Genomic DNA, 1,682 nt, shown 5'->3' with positions numbered 1-1,682 from the left:
GATTAAACCTAATAGAAAGAAAAGGGAGAGGGAAAGCAGTATATTACATTTTAAAGGAAAAATGATGCGTCAGATTTGCGTCAGATAACTACGACCGCTGGGCTGAACTTTACTGGAAGAAGCTGTTGGAAGGAAATTTAACCGAAGAGGAGCAAAAGGAACTTGAAAAACTGGAAAAAGAGAATATGAAAACTGTTGTGGAAGTTTATAAAGCGTTAAAAGAAGATATGAAGGTAAGGGAATTAATAGAAAAGATAAAATCCCATAAATGGGTAAAAATAATAGAGGGAGAGGAGAATGTTTGAACCAAAATTTAATTATACCCATAAGATTGTAAACAATTTAGTTGAAATAACCTCGGCAAGAGAACTGATTCTTAATGCTTACCTTGTGCCAAAATGGGAAATATCCCTGAGGAGAGAGGCACTTATCAGGGCAGCACATGCCTCAACAGCAATCGAGGGCAATCCCCTGTCCCTTGAAGAGGTCAGCAAACTCGCTAAGGGAAGAAAGGTAACTGCCACGAGGAGGACAAAGCAGGAAGTTTTGAATTACCTGAACGTCTTAGAAAACATAGAGAAATACCAGGAAGCTGGAGAAATTAAAGAAACTCATATCTTGAAATTGCACAGGGATATAACTAAGGAAACACTTGAAAATCCTGAATGGGAAGGGAAATATAGAGATATTCAGGTGTATGTAGGAAATAAAATAACTGGGGAGATAATATTTACACCACCGCCATCAAATGAGGTCCCAATTTTAATGGAAGAATTTTTGACGTGGCTGAATTCTAAAGAGTCTTCGAAACTCCATCCTGTTATTATAGCAGGAATCTCTCATTATGAATTTGTGAGAATCCATCCATTTGTGGATGGAAACGGAAGATGCGCAAGGGCACTCGCCACCCTTATACTTTATATACATGAATTTGATGTAAAGCGGTTCTTTACTCTTGATGATTATTATGATAGCGACAGAATTGCATATTATTCCGCCTTGAAATCAGTAAATCAGAAGACCCTTGATTTGACTCAATGGCTTGAATACTTCCTTGAAGGTGTGAGAGTCTCTATACTGCGTGTGAAAGAAAGGGTTCTACAACTCTCCCTTGAAAGGCAAAAACAGAGAGAGAAGGGACAGATAGCGCTAACAGAAAGACAAATGAAGATAGTAGAGTTTATACAGAGAAATGGACAAATTAGTTCTGGAGATATCCAGAAAACATTTAAAATCTCAAGGCAAGCTGCTTATAAAGAGATAAAGAAATTGATAGAACAGGATATTATTGAGAGGAGAGGTAGCGGTAAGGCTATTTACTATGTGCTCAAATAGGTTGACGCAAAGGTTGACGCAAGGGTTGACGCAAAAACTGAAGGGTAAAAGATGCGATACATTTGTTAAATACGACCGCTGGGCAGAGCTTTACTGAAAAAAGAAGCAAATTGAAGGGGATTTGACTCCTGATGAAGAAAGAGAGCTTGAAGCGCTTGAGGGGGAGAACATGGAGACGATTGAGAGGGTATATGAAGCAATCAAGGCAGATAGGGCAATCATGAGTTTGATTGAAAGAATAAAAAGTCATGAGTGGATAGGGGTAGTAGAAGGAGGTATTTGAGAATGTCCGCATCCAACGTCACAGAAATACTGGAGCTGATAGGCAATAGGCATTAAGTTAAAAA

Annotated in this window: 3 protein-coding genes; all 3 read left to right on the top strand. The window is 38.6% G+C overall.

What is annotated here, in order from left to right; genetic code table 11:
- The first annotated feature begins 125 nt into the window (after positions 1 to 125).
- The 3 genes from J7J01_00360 to J7J01_00350 all read left to right on the top strand — a co-directional run bounded on the left by J7J01_00360 (position 126) and on the right by J7J01_00350 (position 1,618).
- On the top strand, positions 126 to 305 hold the full coding sequence (locus J7J01_00360) for a hypothetical protein (GenBank protein ID MCD6209345.1): 180 nt from the start codon (positions 126 to 128) through the stop codon (positions 303 to 305).
- On the top strand, positions 298 to 1,335 hold the full coding sequence (locus tag J7J01_00355) for a Fic family protein (protein ID MCD6209344.1): 1,038 nt from the start codon (positions 298 to 300) through the stop codon (positions 1,333 to 1,335). The genes J7J01_00360 and J7J01_00355 overlap by 8 nt, the downstream gene beginning before the upstream one ends.
- A gap of 121 nt (positions 1,336 to 1,456) precedes the next feature.
- The gene (locus tag J7J01_00350; protein ID MCD6209343.1) at positions 1,457 to 1,618 is read left to right on the top strand and encodes a hypothetical protein; all 162 of its coding nucleotides are present in this window, start codon (positions 1,457 to 1,459) and stop codon (positions 1,616 to 1,618) included.
- The last annotated feature ends 64 nt before the right edge of the window (positions 1,619 to 1,682 follow it).

It is taken from the genome of Methanophagales archaeon (assembly GCA_021159465.1).
GTDB lineage: Archaea > Halobacteriota > Syntropharchaeia > Alkanophagales > Methanospirareceae > G60ANME1.
This window is presented reverse-complemented; position numbering and strand designations above follow the sequence as displayed.